A 20,395-nucleotide genomic window follows, 5' to 3' on the forward strand; every position below is an offset into this window, starting at 1 on the left:
GGAGGCCACGCATGACCGACGACGACCGCTTCGAACTCTTTGCCTACTGGCGCACGTCGGCGACGTACCGCGTGCGCGTCGCGTTCAACCTGAAGGGCGTGCCGCGGCGCGAGACCAACGTCGACATCGACGCCGGCGAGCAGCACGCCGAGGCCTTCCGCCGCATCAATCCGCTGGGCGGCATCCCGGCGCTGATCGACCATGCCCCGGGGCAGTCCCACGTGCCGCTGACGCAGTCGCTGGCGATCCTCGAATTCATCGACGAGATGTACCCGCAGCCGCCGCTGCTGCCCGCCGACGCGCACGGCCGCGCCCGCGTGCGCTCGATCGCGCAGATGCTCGCGGCCGACACCCATCCGCTGATCACGCCGCGCGTGCGCAAGTACCTCGCCGCCAACGCCGGCTTCGACGCCGACGCCTGGCGCGCGTGGCAGATCCAGTGGTTCGGCACCGGCCTGCGCGCCGTGGAGCAGCGGCTCGCGAGCGAGCCCGGCACCGGCCGCTTCTGCCACGGCGACCAGCCCACCATGGCCGACATCTGCCTGGCCAGCATCTTCGCGGTGATGCGCGTGTTCAAGGTGGATTTCGACGACATCCCCACGGCGAAGCGAGTCATGGTCGAATGCGAGCGGCTGGAGGCGTTCGCCGCCGCCGCGCCGGCACGCCAGGCGGGCGCACCGGCCCTTTGACGGAGCTCGACGATGGACAACGCAACCCTGAGCGGCGCCACCTACGACGCCTTCCGCGCCCACCCGCTGCTGCGCGGCGCCGACGAGGTGCTCGAGCGCCACTGGCCGCCGAACCAGGTGGTGGAGGAGCACACGCATCCGTTCGACGCCGACGCGATCGTCACCGCCGGCGAGATGTGGCTGATCCGCGCCGACGGCACGCAGCACCTCAAGGCGGGCGACAGCTTCCAGCTGGCCGCCGGCACGCCGCACTCGGAGCGCTACGGACCGCAGGGCGCGACGTACTGGGTCGCGCGGCGCACGCCGCGCTGAACGGGACGGGCGGGTCGCGAAGGCTCAGCGAGAGCCGACGACCGGTGCGGGCGCGGTGCTCGCGTCTTGCGCGGCGCCGGGGCCCGCCGCCAGCCAGGCCTGCGCGATCTTCGCTTCGTTGAAGGTGCGCGGGCAATCGTTCGCCGCGTGGGCCAGCAATGCCTTGCCGCCGACGACGTCGCCATCCACCCAGTGCCGCATGCCGATATAGAAGGCGGCCTCGCAGGCCTGGCCTGCGAAGTCGCCGGGGGCATCCACGGCGGCGAGCTTGCGCAGCGCGTCGTCGTCGAGGCGATGTGCGGCGTAGGCCATCAGGTGGCCTGGCCACGGCTCCACGTGTTCCGGCGTGCGGGCGACGAGTTCTTGGCGGGCAGCGGCTTCGTCGCCGGACAGGGCGCGCGCGAAGTACAGGAACAGCTGGCCGTAAGCCTGACTCCAATGCGAGCGGGTCTGCAGCGCGCGCCGCAGGAAAGGGATCGCCTCCTTCGCGCGCCCATAGCTCATCAACGCCTCGCCGACCTCGCCGAACCAGTAGACCTGGTTGGCCGTCTCCAGCTCCTGGCGGCGCGCCGGCAAGCTGTCCAGCGCCTTGACGGCGCGTGCATGGTCGTGCGTCTCCCATTCGACGACCGCGCAGGCCGAGCGGTTCAACGGGGTGTCGAACAGCTCGAGGCCTTTCAGGCACGATTGGACCGCCTCGCCGCCGCGATCCACGCGCCACAGCTCGACCGCGCGCTCGACCCAGGCGCCGGCGTCGGACGCGTTGAGCGCGATCTCCTTGTCGAAGTCGTCCAGCGCGGTCTTGTGGTCGCCGAGAGCGATGTCCAGCTTGGTCCGCTCGTCCCACAGCGCTGCCTGGCCTGGTTGCAACGCGATCTGGTGATCGAGCGCGTCGCGTGCCGGCGCGGCGTGGTCGCGCGCCACCTCTGCCTTCCTCAGCGACTCCCAGTACGCGGGCTCGTTGGGCCACGCCCTGGTCAAGGCGAGCGCGTCCTGCGCGGCACCCTCGGCGTCGTCGCGGCGCAGCCGCTCCTCCGTGCGCGATTCCAGCGCGATGAAATTGCCGGGCTCGACGGTGAGCGACGTCGTCAGTTCGGCCTCGCCCTCGGCATCGCGCTTCAGGTGCACCAGGCCCACGCCGCGATACAGCGCCACGTCCTGGGCCGGCGCCCCCGCCGCCTTCATCCGATCCACGTCTTCGAGCGCCTCCTGGAACTTGCCCTGCTGAACGTGGACATGGAACATGGCCTGCCACGCCAGCGGAACCCCGGCGTCGGCGCGCACGGCCGCGCGCGCATCGTCGTCCGCGCTCGCGAGTTTCGCAGGCGCGTTGTCGTTGAGCGCCATCATCGAGCGCAGCGCCAGGCCCTTGGCGCGCGCGGCGGGCGGCGTGCGCGAATCGGCGAGCCAGTGCGCCAGCGTCGCCACGGCCTGGGCCCGATTGCCGCAGGGCGCCAGCGTCCGCGCGAATTCGACGCCGATGACCGGATCGTCCGGCCGCAGGATGGCCGCGCGGGTGAGGGGCTCGAGCGCCTCACAGTGGATCTGGTCGGTCTCGAGGCGGCCCAGCATCAACAGCGCATCCGTGTCGTCGGGCACGGCCGCGACGGCGCGGTGCAGGATCTCGACGGCGCCGCGCCGATCGCCCGCGGCGGCCGCGCGCCGCGCCGAGTCCATGAGATCGGACGGCGCCTTCTCGCCGACCCTGCGCAGTTCGGCGCGGGCGCAGACGTCCTCGGGGACCGACGTCGAATGGGTCTTGGCCTCGAGGCGAAGCAGCGCCAGCGCGCTGCCGCGTTCACCCGTGCTGGCGACGACCTGGGAAATGAAGAACAGCGCCTGGGCCGACCGCTCGCGCGCCGCCCGGGGATCCTTCTTCATGGTCTCGACAAGCCGCTTCGCGGGCGGCCAGTCGGCCCAGTCGCTGGCGGGAACCGTGCCCTTGGCGATCGAGTCGTTGATGTCGCGGATCGCCGTCAGCAACTGCGTGGCCCACGTCGCGTCCTTGTCCTGCGTGCCCGAAAGAAACGGTGCGACCGCCGCCTCGCCCTGCTTGTCCTGCCGCTGCGCGGCCACGAACAGCCACGCCAGCGTGATCGCGCGCTCGTCGCCCGATTCGTCCTGCGCGGCCTCCTTGAAGCTGCGCACGGCGTCGGCCAGGCGGCCGTCGTAGACGGCGGCGATGCCCACCCAGCGCCGCGCCGGGCCCAGTTCGGGATCCGCCGCGTCGATGCCGGCGCGAAACGCCTTCTCGGCGTCCGCGAAGTGGCCGGACGTGAACAGCACCAGCCCGCGCGCGTACTGCGCGGCGGGCTCGGTGAGCGCGTCCGCGGCGACGCGGGCGAGGTCGGCCTGGGCAAGGTCGTCCTCGCCCAGCAGCGTGTCCTGCATCGCCCGGTCGACGAGGATGCGGGTGCCCACCGGCGACGTGGCCCCGCTGGCCGCCAGCACCAGGTCGTCGCGCACGCGTCTCGCGTAGGCGCGCGCGATCACGTGGCTGACCTCGTCGTCGCGCAGCATGCGGGGATCCTTGTCCATCCGCTTCCCGTCTTCGGTGGTCTGGGCGACGAGGCGGTCGCCGTCGTACAGCGGCTCCTTCAGCACGATGTCGTTCTCGCTGCGCGCCTTCGTGATGCGGTCGCGAAAGCGCGCGACATCGGCCGGCAGCACGACGTCGTCGCGCCGCTGGAAGCGCCAGTCGAGGAGTCGCTCGTGGCCCGACTCCGACGACGAAAGCGCGAGCGCGAAGTGCGAGTCGGAGACCTCGCCGTGCAGCGGCGCGGCCAGGTGAGTCGGCTCGGGAACGACGAGGCGGATGCGCTCGCGCATCGACCGCGGCGGCGCGTAGGCCCAGGGCATCGTGCGCTGCAACTGCTCGGGCGTGACCAGCGAATCCATGATCCGCAGCGGGAAGACCTCGACGGACAGCGCGCCGTCACGCAGTTCGCCCAGCAGCGGCACCTCGCCCTCGATGTGCACGCTCAGGCGGTTCTCGGCGCGATCGTCCTGCACCACCGGCTCGCCCAGCGCACGATAGTCCTGGAAGCGCGTGCGGTAGTGCGACGTGATGGTGTCGACCAGTTCGGCCAGGCGGCCCGACGCGATCGCGGCGCGATACCCCTCGGCCACCTCGCCGCGCGTCGTGACCGTCAGCTGCAGGTGCGCGGGCCTGGACAGGTCGCTCGTGTCCCAGACATGGTCGTAGGTGACGAGGTCGCCGTCGATGGGCGGCGCCGTCACGGCCTCCAGCGTCTGCGTCTCGGGCGCGACGACCAGCGCCCAGTCGACCGGCGTGAGCGCGCGGGTGTCCAGGCGCGTGGACTGGCTCGTCAGCGTGCCGTCCAGCCACCAGGTGCGGCCATCGAGCTGCAGCCGGACGATCGCATGGTCGAAGGCGTCGTGGCCCGGCAGCCTGTCGCGCAGCGAGTTGCGCGCACTGGACGAGACCAGCGCCGGCTTCGCGTCGAAGCCGAGCCGTTGCAGGATCGCGACCAGCAGGGCTGTCTTGTCCTTGCAGTCGCCCGCGCGGTCCGCCCAGGTGCGCGCGGGCACCTTCGGACGGTGCGAGTTCTCGCCCAGGCTGGCGCTGAAGTAGCGCACGTCGTCCTGCACCAGGCTCAGGGCCGCCGAGACGAGCGCCTGGCCTTTCAGGCCGCTCGCGCGCCAGGCGTCGATGCGGTGCTCGAGATCGGGCCCCAGCGTCGGGTCGACCTTGAACAGCCTCGTGCCCCAGTCGGCGACCTCGTGCCAGTCGGCGTCGTCCGAGTAGTCCACGCGCGGATAGACGGCGTAGTCGGACGGCGCGCCGTCCTCCGCCTGGATCGCCGCCACGTTGGACAGCGCCAGCTGCCAGCGCTGCACGCCGCCGGCGTCCTGCACCGCGGGCAGGGCGTCGGTGCGCACGCCCTGCACGTGCAGGCGCCGGGCCGAGCGGCTGGTCACCGACGCGACCAGGCGGTCGACCGGCATGTCGAACGCGGTGGCCAGCGAGCCGTCGTGGGACGGGCCATGCACCGGGTTCTGGCCCAGGACGGTGTACGAGATCTCCACGACGTCGCCCACGCGCACGTCGTTGAGGACGACCAGCAAGGTCTTGCGGCCGTCGATCTCGCCGCTCTCCAGGCCGGCCTCGCGGCGCAGCAGCTCGATGCGCGCGTCGCCCAGGCGGTCGAGCCGGCGCCCGTCGCGCCACACCGCGAAGGCGTGCAGCAGCACCTTCTGGTACGACGGATCGAAGGACACCTCGACGTGCCCCGCGGAGGCCAGCCCGCTCGCGTCCGTGATCAGCGTGCGGAACATCAGGTAGTCGCCGGCGTCCTCGTTGCGATCGATCGTCCGCTGCTCGTCGACCAGCAGCGCGTGCCAGCCGGTGCGTGCAGGCAGCGGCCCGGGCGCCCCCGGAGCGCCGGCCGCATGCGGCTCGACCCAGGCCGGCGGCGTCGCGATGCGCCATCCCTCGCCCGACCGCACGCCGGCGGCCGTCCGCGCGGCAGGGCGATCCGCCGCCGCGCGCTGCCCGGAGGTCGCGGTGGCGGGGCTGGACGAGGCCGGGGCCGTCGCCGCGAAAGCGGCCATCGCGAACATGGCCAGGCGGAAGTGGAGCGATCGAAGTCGGGCGGGACGAAGTTTCATCCCGCCATTGTCCAGTGACTCGGCGGCGCGCCGCGTCAGGAGTTTCCGGCCGGAACGATCGTCCGGCTTCAGGCCTGCGCCGGGGCCGCCGCTGTCCGCCGCAGGCGCAAGGCCAGCGAGATGAGCGGACTGGTCATCGCCGTCGTGACGAGCGCCATGACCAGCAGGATGGTGAACATCCCGGGGCCGATGAGGCCGGTGTCGAGCCCCACCTTCATCACGATCAGCTCCATCAGCCCGCGCGCGTTCATGAGCGCGCCGACCGCGAAGCTGTCCGCGGCGTCCAGGCCAGAGGCGCGCGCGCCGATCGCGCCGCCCAGCAGCTTGCCGACCGCCGCCACCGCGATCACCAGCGCCATCGCGCCCAGCGCACCGCCCGCGAACGCGGCGCGCGTGGTCGACAACCCGGCAAGGGCGAAGAACAGCGGCATCAGCAGCACGATGGACAGGGGCTCCACGCGTTCGGTGAGCGCCCGCAGCAGGCGGTCGTCGCGCGGCAGGCAGGCGCCGAACAGGAAGGCGCCGAACACCGCGTGCAGGTGCAGCCATTCGGTGGCCCAGGCGCTCGCCAGCAGGCCCAGCATCAGCGCGGCCAGCACCGCCAGCGACGGCGTGCCCTCCGGCGCGTGCGCCGCGAGCAGGCGCGCGTAGAGCGGCCTCGCGACGAGGAACAGCGCCGCGAGCAGCAGCGCGGTGCCGGCCAGGATCCGGGCCAGCCCGCCGCGCGACGCGTCGCCCGAGCCCGCCATCGCGACCACCCCGGCCAGCAGGATCCACGCGAAGACGTCGACGACGGCCGCCCCCGCCAGCGAGACCCGGCCGAACGACGTCTGCGTCATCCCGCGGTCCTTCAGGATGCGTGCCATCACCGGAAAGGCGGTGATGGACATGGCGGCCGAGAGAAACATCGCGAACGGCATGAAGCCGACGCCCGCAGGCGCGAGCGACGGATACAGCGCGGGCGCGACGGCCAACGCGAGGCCGGCCGGCACGGCCACGCTCAGCACGCCGACGCTGCCGGCCGCGCGCAGCTGCCGGCGCACGCCGCCGGGCGAGCGGATCTCGAGGCCGACGACGAACATGAACAGCACCAGGCCCAGCGTCGACAGCGCGTTGAGTCCGCCCAGCAGCTCCTTCGAGAACAGCTGCGCGCTCCACGCCGGCGCGTAGAAGCCCAGCACCGCCGGCCCGAGCACGAGCCCGGCGGCCATCTCGCCGACGACCTGCGGCTGCCCCAGCCAGCGCAGCAGCCAGCCGCAGGCGCGGGCTGCGACGAGGATGACGATCAGCTGGAGGAGGAGGGTGGTCGTGGGCATGGAACGCGGTGGATGACGGGGCGGTGGATCTCGGGGCGGCCGGCAGCGGACGACTGATCGACGCAGGCGATTCTCGCCTCTTGCGGATTCGTCGCCCGCACACGCAGGCTCGTCGGTCCACGCGCGACTTCGTCGGATGCACGTTCCCGCTGGACGACCCGCGTCCTAGGCTCTGGCCATGGCGTGTCTTTCACCGCCGACGAGCCGTGCAGCAAGGAGAGATCATGCAAGCAATCCGTCTTCAGACCCGACGCCTGGGCGCTGCCATCTTGCTGGCGACGCCGTTGTGCGCCGCTGCCCAGGCCACCGGAAATGACCTGTCCCAGGCCGTCGAGATCGACAGACGAGCGCCTGCCCAGGAATTGCGGCGCGATGTCACCAGCGTCTGCCCGAACATCCTGGCCGACCTGCCAGACGACCTGGCCAGCGCCTGGAAGGCGGTCGGCAAGACCGGAACCGTGATCGTCAACTTCACGCTCGACGGCGATCGCGTGCGCGACATCCGGGCGCTGTCGGGCCCGCGGCTCTACGCCCGCTGGGTGCGCTCCGCCATGCAGGACATGGACTGCCACTCGGACCGCCCGCAAAGACAGGCCTTCCAATTCGAGATCCGCTTCGTCGACATCTACGAGAAGCCGGAACACGGCGCAGTGGCGGTGGTGACGCAGTGACGGCGGAAGCCGGGATTGCGCCCCCTCGGGCTTGGGAAGATGATCGCCGGCATGTCGCACGAGGCATCGATCATTCCGCAAAGAGCGATGCCAACCGGCATCGCCTGGCTGCGTGTGATGGGACTGGCGGGGGTCATCACCCTGGCCGAGTTCCTCGGCCCCACGCTGGCCTGTTTCGTCGTCGGAGGTACCGCGCTGAAGAACCAGTTGGCCGTGCTGCCGACCATGGTGCCGCAGATCTTTCTTGGCAACGCCCTGTCGTTCGCTGTTCTCGTCGTGGGCTACCGTTGGATACCGCGCGGCGGCCGCGGCCACGCCGCGGGCCTGCTGGCGCTCGTGCTCGTCCTCACCGTGGCCGGGATGGGGCGCTTCTTCGCGATGCGGATCGGCAACCAGGACGGCGCATCCGATGGATGGACACCCGCGTTCGCACTCCAGTTCAACCTGGTGTTCGCGTTGTTGTGCACTCTTGCATACGACCACATGCGACGCATGCGCGCGGCAACGGACGCCGTCCACGCCTCCGTGCTGCAGCGCGTCGCGCTCGAACGTGAATTGGCCGGCGCGCAATTGCAGTTGCTGCAGGCACAGGTCGAACCCCATTTCCTCTTCAACACGCTGGCCAACCTGCGGCGCCTGGTGCGCACGGATCCCGCCGCCGCGCGCGCGATGCTCGCCGACCTGATGCGCTACCTCGAGGTGGCGCTGCCGCGCCTCCGCGACGAGCACAGCACGCTCGACCGCGAGCTCGGGTTGGTGCAGGCCTACACAGCGGTACACCAGGTCCGGATGGGCGCGCGGCTGCGCACCGAGTTCGACGTTCCCGATGAACTCGCAAGGCGCCGCGTGCCACCCCTGGTCTTGCTGACCCTGGTCGAGAACGCCATCAAGCATGGCGTGCAGCCATTGGCCGAAGGCGCTCTTGTCAGCGTCGCCGCTCGATCGGACGGCCGTCACCTCACGCTGGTCGTGGCCGACACCGGGCGCGGCATGGGCAGCAGCTGCGGCGGTGGCACCGGGCTGGCCAATCTGCGCGCCCGGCTCGGCGCGCTGCACGGCGCCGCCGCGTCGCTCAGCCTGGAAGTGAACGAGCCGCGAGGCCTCATCGCCACCATCGTGCTGCCGGAGGCCGTGGAATGACCGCTGCAATCGCGCCATCGATGCCGCCGATCCTGGAATGTATTCGAGACATCGCGCGCCAATGGCGTTGGCGAACGAGCGCGTTGGCCGTCCTCGTCGGCGCCGCCACGCTGTTCAATGCAGGCGTGCCCATCGCCTTCCCGCCGAGCGACGCACACCAGGCTGCCGTGGCGCTTCTCTACAACGTGCTGCAATTCGGTTTCCCCTTGGTCTTCGCGGTGCTGGTGGCGGATCGCGCGGTCGACCGTGGCGTGTCCGCCCTGTGGGCCTACGCGCTGGCCGTGATCCTGACCGGCCAGGCCGGCGTCTGGATCGTCGCGCGGCTCCTGTGGCCGGTGCTCGGCAAGGCCGCCTGGTGGGGGATCGATGACGACCTGACGCAGATTGGCGCAACGCTGCTGTTGCACGGCCTGGGCGTCGGGGCCTACGCGCAGTGGCGCGGCGGACGGGTTGCGCGGGAACGCCTGCAGGCCGCGGAGCGGGATCGCGCCATTGCGCAGCGTCAGCTCATTGCTTCGCGGCTGCTTGCCCTGCAGGCCCGCGTCGACCCACAACTGCTGTTCGATGCTCTCGGGCGCATCGATGCGGCACTGATCAGCGAATCCGGCCTCGCTGATCGCCAGCTGGCCGACCTCATCAGCCTGCTGCGCGCGATGCAGCCGTCCGTCCAGCAACGCGCCTCGACCCTCCAGCGCGAGTTGGCGCTGCTCGAAGCCCAGGCCCGCGTGCGTGCCGCGCCAGGGCAGCAGCCTGAGCTCCTGCACGTCGAGGTCAGCGACGCCGCTGCGCGCGCGCGCCTGGCGCCGCTGGTGCTGTTGCCGCTTCTTCGCTGGCTCACGACGCTGCGCCCTTCGGGTTGGCGCATCAGGGCGATCGTGACGGGCCACCGTTTGATCATCGACATCGCGACGACGGACGGCAGCGCGGCAGCCCTGCGAGATGCAAGGATGCACGCCGCCGACATCGACGAGCCGCGTCAGCGACTCATCGCCGTGCACGGTTCGAACGCGGTGTTGCGAGCCGATCCGGCGTCCCTGCGCCTGTTCATCGAGGTCGACGCCGAATATGACGAGCATCCTGATCGCCGAGGATGAGGCCCTTCTTGCCGCCGAGATCGGGGACGAGCTGGCCCGGATCTGGCCGGCAGCCCAGGTCCGCGAGATCGTGCACGACGGTCACGCAGCGCTGCGGGCGATCGAGCAGCACCGCCCGCAGGTCGTGTTCCTGGACGTGCAGATGCCTGGTCTTTCAGGACTCGAAGTCGCACGACTGGCGTCGCCGTGCGCCCACATCGTCTTCATCACGGCCTTCGACCAGTTCGCCGTGCAGGCATTCGACGAAGGCGCCGTCGATTACCTCCTGAAGCCGCTCGACCCCGCGCGCCTGGTGCGTGCGGTGCAGCGCGTCAAGCGGCGTCTGGGCCAGGCGCCTGCCGATCTCGGCGGGCTGATGTCGCAGATCCAGCAGCGGCCCCAGAACGAGCCGCTGCGCTGGATCACCGTGCTGCGCGGCCGCGAGCTTCAGCTGATCACGATCGAAGATGTCTGCTATTTCCGCGCCGACAGCAAATACGTCGAAGTGGTCACCGAGAGCGCCAATGCACTGATCAGCCTGACCCTCAAGGAGCTGTCGCAGCGGCTCGACCCCCACATGTTCTGGCAAGTCCATCGCAGCACGATCGTCAACCTGAATGCCGTGCGCAGCGTGAACCGCGGCTTGGCTGGCAAGCTCATGATCAGCCTGAAGGAACGCCCGGAACGCCTGGAGGTCAGCGCGGCCTACGCGCACCTCTTCAAGCAGATGTAGACCGCAACTCGAATTCGCACCGTGTTTGCGGGCCGGCTGCGATGAGATCCGGTCGGACGATCGAGCTTGGTCCTTCACAGCCATCCGCCCCAGGCCAGGCGTGGCAACTCACGCTCCCTGATTTGCCGGGCAGGACCCGACCCCGAATTGCCCGCTCTCGACACGCTTCTGCTTCGCAGGCCCCCGGACTGCGACTCAAGCGCGCTGATGCAACGCGGCGTCGCCTGCAATCGACCGGCGCCATCCCGCCGGAGGCATGCCGAGCTCTCGGGCGAAAGCCCGCGTGAAGGCCGCCTGGGAGCTGTAGCCCAGCGTCGCCGCCACGACCTTGAGTTCAGTGCCATCCCGAATGAGATCCTTGGCCAGCTTGACGCGCCAGGCCGTGAGGTAGGCGATCGGCGCCACGTCGAGCATCTTCTGGAAGTGCTGACAGAAGGCCGAGCGCGACATGCCCGCGAGCGCGGCCAGCGCATCGACGTTCCAGTCGCGGTCGGGGTTGCTGTGGATCGCGAGAAGAGCGCAGGCAAGCCGGGGATCCACCATCGACGCCAGCAATCCCTTCGAAACAAGCCCTTCGGCGAACGACTTGCGCACGAGCAATACCAGGAGGTATTCGAACAGCATGCTCAGGCCGCGCTGGCGCCCCGGGGCATCGGCGTGAAACTCGTTCAGGATCGCATCGATCAGAGGCGCAGCGTTCTGGACGGAACTGCGCGCGAACACCAACGCGTCCTGGACTCCGAGCGGAGACGACTGCCCCGTGCTCTGTCCGAAGTCGAATGAAGCGCAGACGATCCGCGGATAGTCGATCGACGCCGATCGAAGCTTGTAGCGGCAACTGCTGGGGCAAAGCAGCACGCTCGGCTCCCGCAGGCGGACGACCGGCGCCCCGGGCCGGACGAGATCCAGGTCTCCGCTCTCCAGGATATAGATGAATGCCATCCCTGACGGCTTGTCCAGGTCGAGCACGCCCTGGACGGTGCCCGCGTAGAAGAATTGTCCTCTCAAGCGCACGCGCTCGAAGAATTCGGACAGCAGGTCAGGATTGGTGAGTCTGTCAAAACTCATGGACGGGAGGGAAAAACAAGCGAAGCGGCCATGCCTAGTATGAACTCGTCGATCCCGGCGCTCCAGCGAAGCCAGCTTGAGCGAAACCGCAGTCACCCTCGCTGCACCCATCCAAGCGAGAGCGGCGCACCGGGAAAGGCGACGTTCCCTCCATCCACAGGTCAACCCTCTTCAGGAGAAGGCATATGTCCACGCAAACCAAGCCTACCATCGTCTTCTGCCACGGCATCTGGGCCGACGGCTCGTGCTTCAACAAGGTGATTCCCGCGCTGCAGGCCGACGGCCACCAGGTCATGGCCGTCCAGTACGGTCTCGATTCGTACGCCGAGGACGTCGCGGCGATCAAGCGCACGCTCAACCGCGTCAGCGGCCCCGTCCTGCTCGTGGGGCACTCCTACGGTGGCGCCACCATCACGGCCGCCGGCGCCGACGATCGCGTGGTCGGCCTGGTCTACATCGCCGCCGTGGCGCCGGACGTCGGCGAGACCGTGCAGAGCCAGCTCGACAAGTACCCGTCCGACATCTTCGGCCGCGTCGAAGTCTCCGACGGCCGCGCGTGGATGATGCCGAACGGCACGGAGTTCTTCGCGGGCGACCTGTCTCCGGAGGAGCAGAAGGTCGTCTGGGCCACCCACTACGCCCCCGCCGCCGACCTGTTCCTGCAGCAGAAGCTCACGGGCGGCATCGCGTGGAAGACCAAGCCGAGCTGGTTCATCCTGGCCAGGAAGGACCACACGGTGCATCCGGAACTGCAGCGCTTCCTGGCGACGCGGATGAAGGCCCGGATCACCGAGGTGGAGTCGAGCCACGTCCCGATGCTGTCGAAGCCGGAACTCGTCATCGATGTGATCCGCAAGGCTGCAGCCGAGGTGGTGCGCTGAAGAAGAGGGGGTCGACGGACAGGCCCCCCGCTGCATTGGCCCGCGAAGGGGGGTGACGGGCGCTTGCGCGGTTTGGCGAACGCTCGAACCTCAGCGCCGCCCGCCCCTTTGCCACAACGGCTTCTTGCCCTTGAGATGGCGCTCGATCCCCTCGTTGAGCCGCTCGCGCAGATCGATCACCGCATCGATGTGGCCATAGATGCCCGGGAAGCGCAGATCCAGCCACAGCCACAGCGTGCACGAGCGCAGCGCCTTCTCCATGTTGTCCAGGCGGCTGTGTTCGTCGACCTCGTCGAGGAACCACGGCGTGCCGGCCTTGCCGACCGTCGCGTGGTGGTGCGTCCAGTCGAGGAAGGCCTGCACCTGGGTCTCGGTGCGGGTGTCGACGGGCGCCTGGGCGTAGATGAAGCGCTGCTTGAGCGACAGCTTGCCGGCGGTCTGGTCGAGCTGTGCCGCGAGTTCCAGCATCTGGTCCAGCTCCGCGACGGCGAAGTGGGCGTTGTCCAGCTTCAGCTGGTCGACGAAGACGTCCAGCACCGCGCGCAGCCGGGTCAGGTGCAGGCGCGTGGCGATGGTGTCGACGTGCCACCAGTTGGGCGCGACCGTCGCCTTGAAGTCGCGCGGGGCGCGCGGCGGCTTGGGCAGCAGTTCCTTGAGCGTGCGCAGCGCGGTCGGCTCGGCCTCGCGCAGCACGCCGGTGAAGCCTTCCTCGTGCATGCCGTAGCGGCCGGCGCGGCCCGCGATCTGGTGCACCTCGGACTCGTTCAAGATGCGGTCGCCGACGCCGTCGAACTTCTTCAGCGTCGAGAACAGCACGCGGCGGATCGGCAGGTTCAGGCCCATGCCGATCGCGTCGGTGGCCACGAGGATGTGCGCGTGCCCGTGCGCGAAGCGCTCGGCCTCGCGGCGGCGCACCTCGGGCGGCAGCGCGCCGTAGATCACCGAGACGGGATGGCCGTTGGCCGCGACCTGGTCGCGCAGCATCAGCACCTCGCGCCGGCTGAAGGCGACGACGGCGTCGCCCTTCTTCAGCGCGGAGATCGGCACCGGCCCGGGCATCAGCTCGACGTGCTGCTTGCGCTCGAACACGAGCGTCCTGCAGTTCTCGCCGCACAGCTTGAGCAGGTTCTCGATCGCCTCGGCGGCGTAGGCCGAGCAGATGATGATCACCTCGTTGGCCGGCACGCCCACGATCGCCTGCGTCCAGGCCCAGCCGCGCGAGTTGTCGAAGATCATCTGCGCCTCGTCGATGACGGCGACGTCGATCGGCTTGGACGTGTTGACCATCTCGATGGTGCTGGAGACGACGCGCGCGTCGGGCGCCGGGTCGTTCTCCTCGCCGGTCAGCAGCGAGCAGGCGACGCCGCGGCCGACGAGGCGGTCGCGGCCTTCGAGCGCCAGCAGGCGCAGCGGCGCGAGGTAGCAGCCGTCATGCGCGCCCGCGAGCTTCTCGAACGCCGCGTAGGTCTTGCCGCTGTTGGGCGGGCCGACGTACAGCGTGACGGTGCGCTGCATGCGGCGCGCCAGCTCGAAGGTGTCGGGGTATCCCTGGAACGCCAGTTCGTCGTTGAGGCCGGCCAGCGCGTTCAACTCGGCGACGTGGCGCTCCCAGCGATCCTGCGCGCGCACCAGCGAGGCCTTCAGGTCGGCGAACGGCTGCGGGCGCGCGGCCTCGGCCTGCAGGCGCTGCACCAGCGAGCCGACATGCTCGGAATGGCCGGACTCGGCGCGCGCGACCAGCTGCTCGACGACGTCGACCAGCTCGGCGGCGTCGGCGTAGGGCGGGGCGTCGCCGAGGGCGGCCTTGAACGCGTCGAGGTCGCCGGTGCGGTAGAAGTCCCACACCGGCGCGGCGGGCACGGGCTGGCGGTAGGCGACGCGCAGCTGCACGCCGCTGGCGGGCAGCTTGAGCGTCTGTGTGAGGAAGCGGTCGAAGTCGCCGGCCTCGCGCGTGACGCCGAGGTTCTCCAGCTCGGTCGTGCGCGCCTGCATCAGCGCGCGCACGTTGGGGCCGTTGCCGACGACGTCGAGGTGGCGCAGGGCGTCGGCGATGCGATCGGGCGCGATCCAGCGGCTGGGGCGCGCGCCGGCCACGGCCTTCTGCAGCAGGATCATGCCCAGCCCGTCGAGGTGCTGCTCGAAGTGCGGCGCGTGCTCGTCGATGTAGTCCGCCGGCTTGACGACCTGCGGCAGCTGGTACGCCGCCTGCTGGATGCGCGCGACGTCGGCGGCGGTGATGTCGGGAGGCACCCGGCTCGCATGGCGGGCGTTGGGCAGCTTGATGGCGCGCGGCGGGGCGGCGGCGGAATCGATGGGCGGAAGGGTCGCGGGGTCGGAGCTCATGCAGCGGCACGCGCGCATCACGCGCGGGTGCGTTTTTCAGGGAAAGACCGAGAGTATGACGGGTCGCGCCTTGTTGAAGGGCACACTGCCGACGATGAATCTGTCCAAAAGCGCCGCTTCGGCCGCTGTCGACCCGCGCGCCGTCGCGCTGAAACGCATGAAATGGAGCGCCGGCGGCCTGCTTGCCGCCGCGCTGGCCGGCCTGGCGCTGGCGGTGTGGCAGGGCGGCGAGGGCGCCTGGGCCTGGATCGAGGCGTTCTGCGAGGCCTCGGCCGTGGGCGCGATCGCCGACTGGTTCGCGGTCGTCGCGCTGTTCCGCCATCCGCTGGGCCTGCCCTTGCCGCACACGGCCATCATCCCGCGCAACAAGGCGCGCGTCGCCGACGGCCTGGCGCATTTCGTGCGCGACCATTTCCTCGACCCGCAGACGCTGGTCGACCGGTTGGGCGTGTTCGATCCGTCGCGCCGCCTGGCCGACTGGCTGTCGGATCCGGCGCGGGTCGACGACTGGGTCGCCGAGGCGCGCGGCTGGGCGCTGAAGGCGGTCGAGCTGTTCGACGACGGCCGCATGCGGCAGGCGACGCTGGAGCTGGTCGTCGCGCAGGCGCGCCGCTGGAACAGCGCCGCCACCGCGGCCGAGGTGCTGACCGTGCTGACGCAGGGCGGCCGCCACCACGAGCTGCTGGACGCCGGGCTCGAGAAGATCGGCGACTTCCTGGCCGAGGACGAGGTCAAGGCGCGGGTATCGGCGCTGATGGTGCGCCACGCGCGCAAGGAGTGGCCCAAGGTGGTCGGGATGGTCGAGCTGGTGACGCCGGTGGCGCGCATGGCCGACGGCCTGGCCGACAAGCTCAGCGCCTCGGTGCTGGGCGAGCTGCGCGAGGTGCTCGCCCAGCCCGACCACCCGGTGCGCCAGCGCTACGACCGCTGGCTGGCGGAGTTCACCGGGCGCCTGCGCCACGACGAGGCGCTGGTCGCCGCGTTCGAGCGCGTCAAGGAGCGCGCCATCACCGATCCGGCCATCCTCGACTACGCCGCCTCGGTCTGGAACGACATCAAGCGCCTGCTGCAGGCCGATCTCGCCGACGAGCACTCCGCGCTGGCCGAGCACGTGGCGCAGGCGATGCGCGACGTCGGCGACCGCCTGCGCGGCGACGAGGGCCTGCGCGCCTCGCTCAACGAGCACTTGCTGTCGGCCGCTGGCCAACTGGCGGCGAACCTGCGCGGCGGCGTCACCGAGCACATCGCGCAGACGATCAAGGACTGGGACGACCGCCAGCTGGTCGACGAGCTCGAGCTGAGCGTCGGCAAGGACCTGCAGTTCATCCGCATCAACGGCGCCATCGTGGGCGGCCTCGCGGGGCTGGCGCTGCACGCGCTGCGGCTGATGCTGCATTGAGTCCGCTGCACCGGCATGTGCGCGGCGCGGCCCGGCATACACTGGCCGTCCGGAAGTGCCGAGGCGCAGCGCACATGGGATTCTTCGCGGACGGGAGGACGGGCCAGCGGCGGTCGCGCATCATGCGGCTGCTGCCCGCCGTGGCCGTGGTGGCGGTCGTGGCCCTCGTCGCGGGTGTGGCCGTCGTGCGCGACGTCCGCCAGGAGCGCGCGCAGGCCGCCGCGCGGCTGGAATCGGTCGCCGAGCTGCGGTCGACCCAGGTGCAGGCCTGGGTCGACCGCCACATGAGCTTCGCGCAGTTCATCGCCGACGGCACGGTGCTGGCCGGGCTCTACACGCAATGGCAGGATCAGGGCGACGCCGCGGCCGGACAACGGCTGATGGCGCGCGCGATCGACTCCCGGCATGCCGACGGCGCCGACAGCGCCTTGCTGGTCGATGCCGCCGGCAACGTGCTCGCGCGCGAGCATCCCGCGGATCGCCAGATGGCCCCCGAGCTGAAGAGGACGGTGCTCGACGCGATCGCGGCCCGCGCGGCCACCAGCTCCAGCATCTATGGCCGCTTCGGCACGGAGATCCCGGAACGGCTCGACATCGTCGTCCCGCTGCTCAAGACCGGGACGCCCGCGCGCGGCGCGATGGTGCTGCGCATCGACCCGCGCCGCTCGCTGTTCCCGATGCTGGCCGCGTGGCCGGTGCCCAGCCGCACGGCGGAGGCCGTGCTGTGGGATCGCGAGGGCGACCGCGTCGTCAACATCAGCGAGTTGCGCGGACGGCCGGGCAGCCTCGGGCGCGTCAGCGAGCCTGTGGCGACGGCGCCGTTGGCGATCGCGCGCGCCATGCGCGGAGAACTGCTGCAGGGCACGGCCATCAGGGCGGTCGACTATGCCGGCAAGGACGTGCTGTGGGTCGGGCGGACGGTGCCGGGCACCGACTGGTGGCTCGTGGCGAAGATGGACATGGACGAGGTCGACGCGCCCGCCTGGGAACGCGCCCGCGAGACCCTGCTCGCGGCCGTGCTGGCGCTGCTGGGCGCGGCGCTCGCGACGCGGCTGTGGTCGCAGCGCCGCCTGGTGCGGCTGGCGGAGCACGAGCGCCACGAGCACCGCGAGCGCCTGCGCGCCCTGGCGCTGCTCGAGGCGATCGCGCAGAGCGCCAGCGATGCCATCTATGCCAAGGACCTCGAGGGCCGCTATGTCTTCTGCAACCGGGCGGCGGCGGAATTCGTCGGACGCCGCGTGGAGGATGTGCTGGGCCGCACCAGCGAGGAGCTGTTCGGCGCCGAGGCCGCGACGCGGATCACGGAGGACGACCGCAAGGCCGCGCGCGGCGAGTTGAAGGGCGCGTTCGAGGAGACGCTGCCGTCGGCGCACGGCCCCGTCCACCTGCTGACCACCAAGGGGCCGCTGGTCGACGCCGAGGGCACGCTGCTGGGCATCCTGAGCGTGTCGCGCGACGTGATGCCGATGCGCCAGGCGCAGCGCGCGCTGCGCGAGAGCGAGGCGCACTACCGCTCGGTGGTGTCGGCGCTCAACGAAGGCGTCTTCGTGTGCGATCCGCAGGGCATCGTGATCTCGTGCAATCCGGCCGCCGAGCGCATGGTGGGGGCGACCAGCGAACAGTGGGCGGGGCAGTCGATCGTGGCCCCCGGCTGGGCGCTCGTGGATGCCGGCGGGCGGCCGATGGATCCCTCCGAGCTGCCCATCGCCAAGGTGATCGCCGGGCAGGGGCCGCAGCACGACGTCCTCGTCCACACGCTGAGCCCCGCGGGCGAGCCCGTGGCCTACCAGATCAGCTCGGTGCCGGTGATCAGTCCGGACACGGGCGTGCTGGTTTCCGTCGTCACGTCGTTCGCCGACGTCACCCGCAGGCTGCGCCTCGAGGCCGATGCCCTGCGCCATCGTGACGAACTGGAACGGGAGGTGGCCCTGCGCACGGCCGAACTGCAGGCGGCGAATGCCGCGCTGGCGGATTCGGCGCGCTTCAGCCGCGAGGTCACGGATGCCATTCCGGGCCTGGTGACCTACTGGGATCGCGACCTGCGCTGCCGCTTCGCCAACCGCAGCTACCTCGAGAACTTCCATCGCAGCGCCGACCAGGTCATCGGCCACACGCGGGCCGAGATCTTCGGCAAGGCGCACGAGGCGGCGGTCATCGACCGGCTGCAACTGGCGCTCGATGGCAAGCGGCAGGTCTTCGAGTTCCAGCCGGACCTCGGCCTGGACGGCGGCGGCGTCTACCAGGTGCACTATGTGCCGGCGAACGCTCCGTCGGGCGAGGTGCACGGCGTCTACATGATGGCCTTCGACATCAGCGCCCTGAAGCGCGCGGAGGCCGAGCTCACGCGGACCAACGAGGCCCTGGCCCGCTCGCGCGACGAGGCCGAGACGGCCAACCGCGCCAAGAGCGCGTTCGTGGCCAACATGAGCCACGAGATCCGCACGCCGCTCAACGGCATCCTCGGCCTGGCGTACCTGCTCGCGCGCGACCCGCGCGACGCGCTGCAGCGCGAGCGCCTGGGCAAGATCGGCGACGCCGGCCAGCACCTGCTGCAGATCATCAACGACGTGCTGGACATCTCCAAGATCGAGGCCGGCAAGCTCACGCTGGAGGAGGCCGACTTCTCGCTCGACACGCTGCTGTCCACCGCCTGCGACATGGTCGGCGAGCGCGCGCAGGCCAAGGGACTGGAACTGGTCGTCGACACCGACCACCTGCCGCAGCGGCTGCGCGGCGACCCGACGCGGCTGTCGCAGATGGTCATCAACCTGCTGTCCAACGCGGTCAAGTTCACGCAGAGCGGCTGGGTCAAGCTCAAGGGCGACCTGCTGGACGACCACGCCGGCCGCGTGCACGTGCGCTTCGACGTGCAGGACACCGGCCCCGGCATCCCGGCCGAGCGCCAGGCCGAGCTGTTCAACGCGTTCCAGCAGGGCGACAACACGACGACGCGGCGCTTCGGCGGCACCGGGCTGGGCCTGTCCCTGACGCGCAACCTGGCCGCCGCGATGGGCGGCGAGGTCGGCGTGGTCAGCGCGCCGGGCCAGGGCAGCACGTTCTGGTTCACGGCTTGGCTCGCGCACGCCGCGCGCGAGGACGAGGCCGCGACGCTGGCGCCGATGAAGGCCATGCGCATCCTGCTGGTCGACGACCTGCCCGAGGCCGCGGCCGTCCTCGCCAACTACCTGGCGACGATGGGCATGCAGGTGGACACGCATGCCAGCGGCGAGGCCGCCGTGCAGCGCGTGGCAGCCGAGATGGCGCAGGGTCGTCCGTACGACCTGATGCTGGTGGACTCGAGCACGCGCTGCGCCGACGATTCGCCGACGCTCGTCCGGCTGCACGCGCTGATGGGCGACGGCATGCCGCCGTGCGTGCTGCTGTGCTCGTCGCCCGAGGGGCTGTCGGGCGACCGCGCGTTCGGCATCAAGGTGGACGCGGTGCTGGACAAGCCGGTGACAGCGTCGGCGCTGCACGACGTCGTCGCGCGCGTGCTGTATCGCCAGGGCGGCGCCCGCGCGGGCTCCGCGATCGTGCGCGACGCCAGCGAGGACCTGGTGCGCGAGCGCCACGGCGGCCAGAGCGTGCTGCTGGCGGAGGACAACATCATCAACCGCCTGATCGCGCGCGAGCTGCTGACCAACGCGGGCCTGGTGGTGGAGCAGGCGGAGAACGGCGCGATCGCGCTGGAGCTCGCCGCGCAGCAGACCTGGGACCTGATCCTGATGGATATGCAGATGCCTGTGATGGACGGCCTCGTCGCCGCGCGCGCGATCCGCGAACGCGGCGACACCGCGGTGCCCATCATCGCGATGACGGCCAACGCGTTCGTCGAGGATCGCGCCGCCTGCCTGGAGGCCGGCATGAACGACCACGTCGCCAAGCCCGTCAACCCGGCGGCGCTCTACGCGATCCTGATGCGCTGGCTGCCCGACAAACGCTGAGCCGCGCCGGCGCGTGAAGCATGAAAGCGGATTCACCGCACTGAGGTTGTTTCCCGACTCAAGGTCTCGTTGTGGACGGCCGATAAAGGGATACGAAGGTGCGTCCAGCGTGGCTGCACGGCCTGGCGTCACCCCCTTCGCAGTCACCGTCGGCGCAACCCTCCGTGCGCCGCCTCGGTGAGCCCCGTTCCCGC

The 20,395-nt window shown here is 70.7% G+C and carries 13 protein-coding genes; 9 read left to right on the plus strand and 4 right to left on the minus strand.

Annotation, left to right across the window (positions count from 1 at the left end; genetic code table 11):
• The first annotated feature begins 11 nt into the window (after positions 1 to 11).
• Both maiA and LPC04_RS25985 read left to right on the plus strand, forming a co-directional pair.
• The gene (gene maiA / locus LPC04_RS25980; protein ID WP_275685228.1) at positions 12 to 689 is read left to right on the plus strand and encodes a maleylacetoacetate isomerase; all 678 of its coding nucleotides are present in this window, start codon (positions 12 to 14) and stop codon (positions 687 to 689) included.
• A 12-nt stretch (positions 690 to 701) separates the two neighbouring features.
• Positions 702 to 1,001 carry a cupin domain-containing protein gene (locus LPC04_RS25985; RefSeq protein ID WP_275685229.1) on the plus strand — a complete coding sequence of 100 codons (300 nt, stop codon included), beginning with the start codon at positions 702 to 704 and terminating at the stop codon, positions 999 to 1,001.
• Between the two features lie 24 nt (positions 1,002 to 1,025).
• Here LPC04_RS25985 and LPC04_RS25990 read toward each other — a convergent pair whose 3' ends face one another.
• Together LPC04_RS25990 and LPC04_RS25995 are read right to left on the minus strand one after the other, a co-directional pair.
• On the minus strand, positions 1,026 to 5,633 hold the full coding sequence (locus LPC04_RS25990) for a DUF3857 domain-containing protein (protein ID WP_275685230.1): 4,608 nt from the start codon (positions 5,631 to 5,633) through the stop codon (positions 1,026 to 1,028).
• A gap of 68 nt (positions 5,634 to 5,701) precedes the next feature.
• Positions 5,702 to 6,949, minus strand: coding sequence for a cation:proton antiporter (locus tag LPC04_RS25995; RefSeq protein ID WP_275685231.1), 1,248 nt, complete (start codon positions 6,947 to 6,949; stop codon positions 5,702 to 5,704).
• 206 nt (positions 6,950 to 7,155) lie between these two features.
• Here LPC04_RS25995 and LPC04_RS26000 point away from each other — a divergent pair, with 206 nt between their 5' ends.
• The 4 genes from LPC04_RS26000 to LPC04_RS26015 are packed head-to-tail and all read left to right on the plus strand — an operon-like array spanning position 7,156 to position 10,566.
• Positions 7,156 to 7,620, plus strand: coding sequence for a hypothetical protein (locus LPC04_RS26000; protein WP_275685232.1), 465 nt, complete (start codon positions 7,156 to 7,158; stop codon positions 7,618 to 7,620).
• Positions 7,621 to 7,659: 39 nt separating this feature from the next.
• Positions 7,660 to 8,760 (plus strand): sensor histidine kinase, encoded by a 1,101-nt coding sequence (locus tag LPC04_RS26005; RefSeq protein ID WP_275685233.1) that lies wholly within the window; start codon positions 7,660 to 7,662, stop codon positions 8,758 to 8,760.
• Entirely contained in the window at positions 8,757 to 9,854 is a 1,098-nt protein-coding gene (locus LPC04_RS26010; RefSeq protein ID WP_275685234.1) for a hypothetical protein, read from the plus strand. Before LPC04_RS26005 ends, LPC04_RS26010 begins: the two co-directional genes overlap by 4 nt.
• Positions 9,826 to 10,566: a LytR/AlgR family response regulator transcription factor gene (locus tag LPC04_RS26015; RefSeq protein WP_275685235.1), complete on the plus strand. Its 741-nt coding sequence runs from the start codon at positions 9,826 to 9,828 to the stop codon at positions 10,564 to 10,566. The genes LPC04_RS26010 and LPC04_RS26015 overlap by 29 nt, the downstream gene beginning before the upstream one ends.
• Before the next feature lie 195 nt (positions 10,567 to 10,761).
• Here LPC04_RS26015 and LPC04_RS26020 read toward each other — a convergent pair whose 3' ends face one another.
• Positions 10,762 to 11,634 carry an AraC family transcriptional regulator gene (locus LPC04_RS26020; RefSeq protein ID WP_275685236.1) on the minus strand — a complete coding sequence of 291 codons (873 nt, stop codon included), beginning with the start codon at positions 11,632 to 11,634 and terminating at the stop codon, positions 10,762 to 10,764.
• A 185-nt stretch (positions 11,635 to 11,819) separates the two neighbouring features.
• Here LPC04_RS26020 and LPC04_RS26025 point away from each other — a divergent pair, with 185 nt between their 5' ends.
• Complete coding sequence (locus tag LPC04_RS26025) at positions 11,820 to 12,515, plus strand: alpha/beta fold hydrolase (protein ID WP_275685237.1); 696 nt, start codon at positions 11,820 to 11,822, stop codon at positions 12,513 to 12,515.
• Positions 12,516 to 12,605: 90 nt separating this feature from the next.
• On the opposite strand, the gene LPC04_RS26030 is transcribed toward LPC04_RS26025, so the two are convergent.
• Positions 12,606 to 14,858 carry a helicase-related protein gene (locus LPC04_RS26030; protein ID WP_275685238.1) on the minus strand — a complete coding sequence of 751 codons (2,253 nt, stop codon included), beginning with the start codon at positions 14,856 to 14,858 and terminating at the stop codon, positions 12,606 to 12,608.
• Between the two features lie 94 nt (positions 14,859 to 14,952).
• On the opposite strand from LPC04_RS26030, the gene LPC04_RS26035 reads away from it, so the two are divergent.
• Positions 14,953 to 16,257: a DUF445 domain-containing protein gene (locus tag LPC04_RS26035; protein ID WP_275685239.1), complete on the plus strand. Its 1,305-nt coding sequence runs from the start codon at positions 14,953 to 14,955 to the stop codon at positions 16,255 to 16,257.
• Between the two features lie 74 nt (positions 16,258 to 16,331).
• The gene (locus LPC04_RS26040; RefSeq protein ID WP_275685240.1) at positions 16,332 to 20,201 is read left to right on the plus strand and encodes a PAS domain-containing protein; all 3,870 of its coding nucleotides are present in this window, start codon (positions 16,332 to 16,334) and stop codon (positions 20,199 to 20,201) included.
• Positions 20,202 to 20,395: the final 194 nt, after the last annotated feature.

The sequence above is a fragment of the Scleromatobacter humisilvae genome, from assembly GCF_023231945.1.
In the GTDB taxonomy this organism is placed as follows: domain Bacteria; phylum Pseudomonadota; class Gammaproteobacteria; order Burkholderiales; family Burkholderiaceae_C; genus Scleromatobacter; species Scleromatobacter humisilvae.

Coding starts and splice junctions, on each gene's coding strand:
- LPC04_RS25985 (WP_275685229.1), top strand. CDS start 702: ATGGACAACGCAACCCTGAGCGGCGCCACCTACGACGCCTTCCGCGCC.
- LPC04_RS26030 (WP_275685238.1), bottom strand. CDS start 14,858: ATGAGCTCCGACCCCGCGACCCTTCCGCCCATCGATTCCGCCGCCGCC.
- LPC04_RS26010 (WP_275685234.1), top strand. CDS start 8,757: ATGACCGCTGCAATCGCGCCATCGATGCCGCCGATCCTGGAATGTATT.
- LPC04_RS25995 (WP_275685231.1), bottom strand. CDS start 6,949: ATGCCCACGACCACCCTCCTCCTCCAGCTGATCGTCATCCTCGTCGCA.
- LPC04_RS25990 (WP_275685230.1), bottom strand. CDS start 5,633: ATGAAACTTCGTCCCGCCCGACTTCGATCGCTCCACTTCCGCCTGGCC.
- LPC04_RS26020 (WP_275685236.1), bottom strand. CDS start 11,634: ATGAGTTTTGACAGACTCACCAATCCTGACCTGCTGTCCGAATTCTTC.
- LPC04_RS26005 (WP_275685233.1), top strand. CDS start 7,660: ATGATCGCCGGCATGTCGCACGAGGCATCGATCATTCCGCAAAGAGCG.
- LPC04_RS26035 (WP_275685239.1), top strand. CDS start 14,953: ATGAATCTGTCCAAAAGCGCCGCTTCGGCCGCTGTCGACCCGCGCGCC.
- LPC04_RS26015 (WP_275685235.1), top strand. CDS start 9,826: ATGACGAGCATCCTGATCGCCGAGGATGAGGCCCTTCTTGCCGCCGAG.
- maiA (WP_275685228.1), top strand. CDS start 12: ATGACCGACGACGACCGCTTCGAACTCTTTGCCTACTGGCGCACGTCG.
- LPC04_RS26040 (WP_275685240.1), top strand. CDS start 16,332: ATGGGATTCTTCGCGGACGGGAGGACGGGCCAGCGGCGGTCGCGCATC.
- LPC04_RS26025 (WP_275685237.1), top strand. CDS start 11,820: ATGTCCACGCAAACCAAGCCTACCATCGTCTTCTGCCACGGCATCTGG.